Source organism: Caballeronia sp. SEWSISQ10-4 2, assembly GCF_030464885.1.
Classification (GTDB): Bacteria; Pseudomonadota; Gammaproteobacteria; order Burkholderiales; family Burkholderiaceae; genus Caballeronia.
In genome coordinates, this window is sequence record NZ_JALPRJ010000041.1 from 69,111 (window position 1) to 78,543 (window position 9,433).

The 9,433-nt window shown below is 57.5% G+C and carries 4 protein-coding genes; 2 read left to right on the top strand and 2 right to left on the bottom strand.

Translation table 11 applies throughout. The features are described 5' to 3' along the window. The first annotated feature begins 5 nt into the window (after window positions 1–5). Both M0D69_RS25860 and M0D69_RS25865 read left to right on the top strand, forming a co-directional pair. The gene (locus M0D69_RS25860) at window positions 6–1,823 is read left to right on the top strand and encodes a GMC family oxidoreductase (protein ID WP_301784711.1); all 1,818 of its coding nucleotides are present in this window, start codon (window positions 6–8) and stop codon (window positions 1,821–1,823) included. A 145-nt stretch (window positions 1,824–1,968) separates the two neighbouring features. Next, window positions 1,969–3,219, top strand: coding sequence for a nucleoside deaminase (locus M0D69_RS25865; RefSeq protein ID WP_301784712.1), 1,251 nt, complete (start codon window positions 1,969–1,971; stop codon window positions 3,217–3,219). A gap of 70 nt (window positions 3,220–3,289) precedes the next feature. Here the strand turns inward: M0D69_RS25865 and M0D69_RS25870 are convergent, their stop codons facing one another. Together M0D69_RS25870 and M0D69_RS25875 are read right to left on the bottom strand one after the other, a co-directional pair. Continuing rightward, a complete protein-coding gene (locus tag M0D69_RS25870; protein WP_301784713.1) occupies window positions 3,290–7,942 on the bottom strand; it encodes a molybdopterin cofactor-binding domain-containing protein in 4,653 nt (1,550 codons plus the stop codon). A 113-nt stretch (window positions 7,943–8,055) separates the two neighbouring features. Next, a complete protein-coding gene (locus tag M0D69_RS25875) occupies window positions 8,056–9,201 on the bottom strand; it encodes a porin (RefSeq protein ID WP_301784714.1) in 1,146 nt (381 codons plus the stop codon). Between the last annotated feature and the right edge of the window lie 232 nt (window positions 9,202–9,433).

The following is a 9,433-nucleotide window of genomic DNA, read 5'->3' on the forward strand; positions in this document are numbered from 1 at the left end:
CGAAGATGCCTGAGTACGATGTGGTAATCGTTGGGACCGGTCATGCAGGTGCCTTCATGGCCTGCGAATTGGGAAGCAGGGGAAAGAAGGTGCTGATGCTGGAGGCGGGTCCCGCCACGCCGAGGCGTCGGGAAGACTATATGGAATCCTTCTATCTGGCCGGATTCAAGTCGCCGGAATCGCCGTATCCGCCTGATGCCAATAACAATCAGCCGCGCAAGACGAACGCGCCGCATCCGACGATCCAGCAACTGGTCTTTGGCTGGAACAATCCGGAGATTTCCTATCTGACCTACACCCCGGGTTCCCTGCCGTTCGGCAGTACCTATCTGAAGCTTGCGGGCGGTACCGGCAATCACTGGCAGGGCACAACGCTTCGGATGAACAAGAACGATCTCATGCTGCGGCAGAAATACCAGCATGGACTCGACTGGCCGATCACCCAGGAGGAACTCGATACCCATTACGCAAAAGTCGAAGCGTTCATGGGCGTTGCCGGCAGCACGGCGGAACAGCTCGCGGCCCGCGACGACATTCCGCCGAACTACCAATATCCGATGCCCGCGATCCCGCTGTCGCTGACCGACAAGTACATAAAAGCGCGTGTGGATGGTGAGCCATTAACTGGTGAGGATTACTTTATAGGCCAGAAGACGGTTGTCACGAAAACACCGCAAGCACGAAATTCCGTGCCCTATGACAATCGCAGGGTATGTCATGGCAACACCAACTGCGTGCCAATTTGCCCGATCCAGGCGAAATACGACGCGGCGTATGCGCTGGGAAAGGCGCTGGCTACCGGATTCGTCACCGTCAAGTATCAGGCCGTGGTGGACAAGATCACCGTCGGCGAGGACGGAAAAATCAGCGGCCTGCATTACCTGACCTACGACGATATTTCAGTGCCGGCCAAGTCAGGACAGACCGGGCAAGGCACCGCGGTCGGCACCTTGTACGTGCTGGCAGCCAGTGCGATCGAAAACGCCAGGATCTTGCTCAACTCGCCGTGGAAAACGGGCACGACCGTTGCAAATAGCAGCGACCAGGTTGGCAGGAACCTGATGGACCACGCCACGTATCTAGCCTGGGGGCTGATGCCTGTCAACGCGCCGGCGTATAGCTATCGCGGCCCGCTTGCAACCGGCGGCATCGAATCGCTGCGTGACGGACCGTTCAGGAGCACGCGCGCGTCCTGGCGACTGGAGCTCGGCAATGAAGGATGGAACTGGGCGAAGGGCGAGCCCTACACGATCGGCCCGGATTTTCTGTACGGCACGAACAAAGGCGGGCTGAACCGGGGCGCGCAGGTGCTCGGCAACAAGAACCTGCTGAAGACACTGAATGGTTATCTGACACGGCAATTCAGGATTGCCTTCCTGGTCGAACAGGACGCCGAGCAGACAAATCGGGTGCAACTGTCGCCAACCGAGACCGACAATCTGGGCATCCCCAGGCCGCTCATCACGTACAACCTGTCGGACTATGTGCGCAAAGGCTTTGTCTCGGCCAGGCTTGCCACCACCGAATTCATGCACCGGGTAGGCGCCGAGGAATACACGAAATTCGATGCGAACAATGCCAAGCAATTTACCTACGAGAAGCACTCATTCAACTATTACGGCGCCGGGCATGTGTGCGGGACTCATGTGATGGGTTCGATGCACCAGGCCGCGGTGGTCAACTATTACCAGCAGAGCTGGGACCATTCGAACCTGTACATCGTGGGCTGCGGATCAATGCCCACTATCAGTTCGCAGAATCCGACGCTGACAATGCTTGCGATCACGTCGATGACCGTGGATCACATTCTCACAAGAGTTTGATGGAGCAGGAAGGTGACTTTCAATTTTCGTGACTATCGGGATGTGCTTCGGATGTACATCGGATGCGCATCGGATGCGCATCGACAGTCACATCGATTGAGAGATTTTCGTTTCCAGAATCATATTTTCCATATGGGTGGTCGAAATGGCAAAAGTAACAACCGTGGAGCAGGCGATGGAAATCGCCGCGGATCAAACCCTCATCGCTAGCTGCGCGAAGACCTTTTCGGTCGGCGGCCTGCTGGTCGACGACGCGGGCAACGTCCTGCACGCCATGCCGAATCAGGTGATCAAGGACGGCTATACGTCCGACCCCACGGCGCATGGAGAGCGGCAGCTTACCGACTGGTACTACGCGAACAGGGCGGGCCTTCCCCCACCGAACCAGGTCACGGTCGTCACCTCTCTCGATCCGTGCTGCATGTGCACGGGCGCGATCCTGACGGCTGGATTCAAGGTCTTGACCGCTGCCTACGATACATACTCCGGCATCAACTATGACACGAAGTCCGATTTTCCTTCGTTGACGACTGGCATGGCGAGCCGGGCGAAAGAGCGATTCGGCTATCCCGAAGTCGTCGACGGCGTTTGCTACAACCGCCCGGCGAAGGGGCCAGAGAATAATGTCCCCGCATTCACCGCGAAGACCATCGAGGGCCGTACTGTCGCACTGTGCGAAAGCATTTTCCAGGCGACGCTGATGGACGTGCGCAACCAGATCAACAATGACCTGCCGTTCAATCAACTCGGGGATATCGATTCGCTGCCTGCGTCGGATCCGATCCGCGTTGCGCTGTCCCGCAAGTATCCCCAGGCCCTGCAGTACCGGTCGCGGGTACCGTTTACACCGGACGAGGGGCTCGCGCCGTACCTGAAGGCCATGATGCAGCACGACTCCGCCCTGGGCGGCAAAGGCCAGGCAGTGGCGCTGCTCGACCACCATGGCAATCTGCTGCTTTGCATGTCAGGGTCGGAGGCCACGTCATCGATCCGCACTGCGTTCATGGAAGTGACCCGCACCTATGCCGGATTGCGCCGGCAACTTCAGTTGGATGGGAACAAGGACACCCGCAAATACCTGCCCCATCCGAAGTACTGCACCTTCGTTTTCGGCCTGGGACCGATGCTGGACGATTCCCACCCGGCGCGCCACGACATCGGCCCGGACAGCCAGACGCAGAGCTTCATGGAGCTGGGCGCCTACGGTTCGACGATGGAAGGCGCGCTCGATGCGGTCAACCCATCGCCTTATCAATACGTACGCCCGCGGATGAACGCCGCCACGCTGGCGGCGTTCTGCAAGAAGCTGCCGCCGTTGTATAGCGGGGAAATCAAGGTCAACCCGATTCAGGTGACGAACGAGGCATTGATCGAAGCGATCGGCGGATCTGCTTGAAACCCGCTTGAACCGCGCTTGAAACCCGCTTGAACCACGGGCGTTTCCCAACCGGAACCCCGTGGTTTTTTCAGGCATGCAGGACTAGCGCGTCACTCGCCACCTCGCACGCGCGCCGCACCTCCTGCACCGTCGCGGGCGCATCCAGGAAGAACAGCGGCGTGAGCTTGCGCTCGACGCGCGACGCACGGATCGCTGCCTTGATGGCAAAGAAAACGCTGTTGGCAAGCACCATCGGCGGTTCACCCACCTCTTTCGACGAGTAGATCCCGTGCTCTCCGGCGGTCGGCACACCCGCGACTGACGGGTCGTTTCGCGGGAACAGGTGCACATTCATTTCCAGCGGAATGGATGCATGCGCGGGGACTTTATAGCGCCAGGTATTGACGGTGTTCAGGCGGCCCTTTTCATCGCCGTCCGGTTCGAACACAAGGTCTTCAGATATCAGATAGCCGATGCCCTGCACAAACGCTCCTTCGACCTGGCCGATATCGATGGCTGGATTCATGCTCCATCCCATATCGTAGGCAATATCCGAACTGATGATCTTGACTTCGCCGGTCAGGATATCCACTTCCACGACCGAGCATGCGGCGGAGTAGGTGAAGCCGACGAAACAGTCGACGGTGCCACCGGGTTGCTTACTTTCGTCGACGTCGATGCCCGGAATCCGGGGTTGCTGGTCCAGCGGCTTGAACGTCTTCCACGGCACGGACTCCTCACCACCGGCGACCTGTACGGTAAAACTCGATATCAGATTCAGCCTTGCTACATAGGCATAGTGGATCAGGTTCTGCCAGATCAGTGCGGTTTGCCCGTGTGCGAAGACTTCTTGCGCCCAGCCGTTTTCTTTGTAATCCCAGTAGTTGATGCCATTGTCTTTGCACCATTGTTCGCCTTTGTCGGCTCTCAGTTGCTGTCCAAAATCCCGGAGACGGCTCGCGAGGTCTTCGCAGATGGTTTTGGCCACTTCGCAGTTGTATTGCGTTCCGGTCGAGGCGCCAGAGCTGGTCGGGTTCGGCGTAATGCTGGTCTTCGGGCTTTCGATACGGATCATTTCCATCGGGATATTGAGAACATAAGCGGCGACTTGCAGGACCTGGGTGATCAGGCCCTGTCCCATCTCCACACCGCTTTGATGAATCGTTACCGTTCCGTCTGCCTGATTGACCACCGCGATTCCCGCGGCCTGCTCCAGTTGCAGCAGGTTATATCCGGAGCCGTATTTCACCGGGATCATCGCGATACCGCGTTTGCGCCATGTGTTGTTGCGGTTGAACTGCTCAACTGCACGGGATTTGTCGTCGAAAGCGCAGGTGGATTTAAGCCAGTTCCACACTTGCCTGATGTAGCAGCCGTCCAGCACCTGTCCAAACGGAGTTGTGTCGCCAGGGTTATAAAAGTTTGCTTCCCTGAGCTGCTCGGACGGTATGCCGAGTGCGACGGCCGCATCGTCGATCACATTCTCGATGATGTTTTTTCCCTGCAGGTCGCCGAATGCGCGCATCGCCGTGCTGGGCGCCGTGTTCGTTCGGCACACGTCGATCTGGCTCTGGTAATTCGGCACGTTATAAACGTTGTCGGCACGTAGCTGGATGCAGTTTGAAACGATGAACGAACAGTCGTAATAGGCGCCGCCGTCTCCCCACATCTGGGTCCAGAAGCCCTTGATCTGAAGAGTTGTGCGGTCGACGGCGATCTGGCACTGGCCAAAAAATGCGTGCCGCTTGCCGATCATCCGGGTATCGACGTCTCTTGGCAGTACAACCCGTACCGGACGGTTGAGCCGGTAAGCGGCCACGACAGCCGGTCCGGTTACGAATCGCGCCTGTTCTGTTTTTCCGCCAAAACCGCCGCCAAGCGGTGCTACGCGGACATCCAGGCGATTGTAGGGAACCCCGATCGCCATCGCTGCCGTTTGATGCATCTCCATCGGGCTCTGCGAGGACGGATGGACGATAAACCGGCCTTCATCCTGCGGTACGACCAGGCAAGCCTGGGTTTCCATATAGAAATGGACCTGACCGCCGTTGCGCTGGCTGTTCGCGAGCCGAATACAGTTAGCAAAGGCCGGGTCCGGCACGCCGGACAGGTCGGTTACCTCAATGCGTCGATCAAGCGGTTCGCGATCCGAATCAATCCAGTCGAAGCGGCTTTCGGGCCGCGTGACCCTCCAGATATGCGTCACGTAGTTCGCCGTGCGGGGGGCATCGGGGAAAATGCTGTTTCTCGCGATGGCATCCTCGATACTCAGCACCGGTTCATTCCACGTCGCCGGCCAGCTTCCGTCCCATGCGATCGTTCGATAACCAATGCAGCATCGGCTCGCGTACTCCGCTATGTCATTTGCCGCCTGTTCGTCGCGTGCCATCACCATCGCAATCGTCTGGCCCGGGTAATGAACGCTGCGCTTCGCAAACAGCGGCTGGTCCAGCGCTTTTCCCTGAAAATTGAGGCCGTGAGGCGGAACACTGTCGCAGGTCAGGACATCGGTAAATTGATCGGGAAACATTGCGGCGAGATGGGCCTTGAGCCGTTCGCGCGTGATTTCCGTGCCCGGAGAATCCGGCAGGCAGAAATAGAATTCGGCCAATGCACGCAGGCTCTGAACGAAGGCGCCATGCGTCGTCCGTGGAGGAACCGCCAGCTCGTGCGTATAGTGGATTTCGCCGATAGCCTGGTAGATAGCCGTATTCTTGATATACGGCAGGCCGACTGGATGGCGGTCGACCGGCGGAGCGGCGTATGACTGGCGTCCTGAACTGACGCCCCAGTTACCCCATGGGATCTCGCCTGCCGAGGCTACAGCCGGGTCAACGGGCACGCCACGCTGCACCAGCGCGTTGATCAATGCCTTGTAGAACAGGGACAAGGCCAGGGCTACCCGGTAGTCGTCGGAGAATCCTTCGTCAGGCAGCCTTGCCCGATACGACGTCCATTTGCCGAGCTCTTGTCTGACTTCCCGCTCCAGTATGGTCAGGCTTTCCGCAAGATCCGCCGCAGTCAGCGGCCGGCCCAGACCATTCAAGAATGTTTCCGTCCGGCTGGCCGGCCACGGCGCATCCGCGATCCCGCCGAATACGAGGCTTGCCAACTGGATATAGCTATCGGAAGGTTCTCCGCCGGCCGCCGCCCACACCGTATTGCTCGTCATGTTGATGATCGCGTGAGCGTTCACCTCTCTCAGTGCGATCTTTTGAGACAGGACAATCTGATCGGCCTTTTCGAGCGGAATTCTGTAGGACACGATAAGCGCGGCTTCGCCAGTCTTCCCGCCGAGATCCTGAAAGAACGCGATCGCCTGTTGCGCAGACATGACGTAGGTGGTGGTGCCCGGTGGCTGGTCGATGGGAGACGGCCGCAATATGACGAAGGTGATTTCCGCGCCGATCGCGGCCAGTGCCGTCAGCGTGTCGGACGGGAACGGCTCACCGCCGTATCCCGGCGATGTCTGATTCCGCTCGAAGACGTGCTTCATCACCAGCATCGTATTGCCGCCCAAGGTCGCGGCATTCCGGACAATGCGGCCAGCCGTCCTGCGAGCCATATAGCGCAGGGCGGCCGCAGGACTGACCGCGGACTGGCCATATTGCGCCATCACGGAGTCGAGCAGGCCGATCAGGTCGCTGTAGGTAATGCCCGCGCCGACCGTAAGCCATTCGGCGTCCACGCCATGCGGCCGGTTTAATTCCGGTACCCGGCGCACATCGATATAAGCGCGCGAAGCGAGGTATTCGTCCTTGTAGATGCCGAATGATGTGTTGCCGTGAACAAACTGGTAGGGAATCGCTTGGGCCAGGCACTGGAACGCATAGTCGCGTGCTTCGTTCAACGAGGTCGCCGTGTACCATTGCTTGCCCGCGTTATGAGGCCCGCCGATGGTGACCGGCCGCGGCACGGACCGGGCCGCCTCCGGAAACGGAATCGTGACGCTGGCCGCCGGCAATTGCTCAGCCTGGCCGCGCTCCAGCAGGCACTTCATCCGGTCCTTCTCGTCCTCGCGGCTGTAGTCGGACGCGAAGGTCTTCATGCCGGTCAGGATCGGACGATAGCCCGTGCACCGGCAGATATTTCCATCGAAGATATCTTCGATCTGCTGCTTTGTCGGATGCGGGTTATTGACGATGAATTCGGACATGTTCATCACGAATCCGACCGTGCAGTAGCCACACTGACTGCCATTATTTGCCGCCAGCCGCTGCGCGACAGGGTTGATGCCGGGCAGGTTGCCGGCGCCATGCAGATCCGCATCGCTATCGCCGAGCAGGTCGGCCGTGGACGAAAAATCCGCTAACTCCGTCGTACCGGATGCGATCCTCGTCATGCGCGATCGCGCTGCGGCTTGCCGTACCGCTGGCGGTGGCGTCCAGTCGAGAGGGGCGAAGCCCGAAGTGGGCGCGTGCATTGGGTAGCGTGCGGGCAAGACGCCTGATGTGCCCGTTCCTTCCACTGTCGTGACGACGAGCCCGCTCAGCAAGCAAACCGGCCGAAGACAAGCGTTGATGGCGCGGTGTTCCTCGCGACCGTCTTTCCAACTGGACAGGATCACAGTGCACGAGCCGCATCCGCCTTGTCCGCACGCCTTCTTGGGGCCGGCGAGGCTGATATCGGAGGATCGCAGAAAGTCGATCAACAGAAAGTCCGGACTGGGATTTTCGATGCTGACGGGTTCTCCGTTCAGGAAAAAGTCGACACGATTGACGTATTCGGTTCCACCGCTCATATGATGCCTTCCGCAGGTTTATGTTTAGGCCCTCTCGATTAGTGCCGCTTATTTTCGGCATCTGATTTATAAAAAACCGGTTACGCGCTCAGCCGTGCAACGCGAGCTTGTGTTCAGAAGCTTTGAGTCATGCCGATCCGGACATCAACCTGTTTGTTAGTCGTGGACGGAGAAAATGCGTAGCCGATAGCGGCACGCGTACCCGAGTTCGCATGCAGATAATCTGCACCGGCGTAGACCGAGGTACGCTTGGAAAGCAAATAATCAATTCCGGTCGAAAATCGACTCCATCTCGATTCTTCAAATCGCGTGCGTTGATAATCGAAAATAGCGAAGAGATCGGGTGCGAAATAGTATTGCGTACCGCCCTGGTAAACCTGCATGGTCGAACTGGTTCCGAATCCCTTGACGTTGATATTGTTGTAAAGAATATTTAATTGAAGATTGCCGATTGTGTAAATGGCGCCGGCGCCGAAAACGCCTTTGCTGTCGACCCGTATGCCGCCTGGAAACAAATCGGTGGCGACGCCCGTCGCAGGATTGATGGCGGCGACTTTCTGGCCCAAAAACGTTGTTACGCCAAGCTGGGCATAGGGATCGAATCCCTGTCTGCCAGTCGGGTTGTTGATTTTCGTATAAACAATTGCAGTGCTGAACGCGCTGCGTTTAAAGGCGCCCCCGACACTCCAGGCACTACCTTGATGAAAATTCCCCGCGACATTACCAAATTCATACATGCCGCCAAATCGGGCGCCACCAAAATTGGCACTCGAAAATTTGACCGCATTACTGAGCCGGTCAGCCCCCGAGTACCCGTCGAAATCCCCTTGGTGGCTGCTATATCCCGTTCCCTCCGATGCGAGGTTAAATCCACCCAAATTCAAATAATCCCATACGAAATCGTATTGATTACCGAAAGTAAACGCTCCCCATTCGTTTTTCAATCCAACATAAGATTGCCGCCCGAATAACGCACCATTTTGGAATGCTTTCCCGGTTCCCAGTGAAAAGCCATTCTCGAGAGTAAAGATTGCACTCAAGCCGCCGCCTAAATCCTCGACCCCTTTAAATCCCCAGCGGTTGCCGTACCAGATGCCATCTTCAAATCGATAAGCATTGCTTCCCGCATAATTCGATACATATGTTATTCCAGCATCTAGCCGGCCATACAGCGTTACGCTACTTTGTGCCTGTACGGGGAATGGAATAAGCGATGCGGCTATAGCGCCAAGCAAGTAAACTGCTTTTTTGTTATACATATTTTCCCCGGTTAGAAAATTAATTGATCTTATGGCAATTCGAGCTGCTTGGCGTCCGGACCAGTTGATCAAGGCCAGATACTTTTATAAAAAAATTTGTGTTGCAAGCACAAATTTTACATGCAAGTGCCCACAAAATCAGAACACCCAATGGGGGAAAGGCTTCCAAGGGTGTAGAGGCATGTCGTTATACACAACGTCGCTGTCGCGCGACGACAGCGAGAAAGCTCGT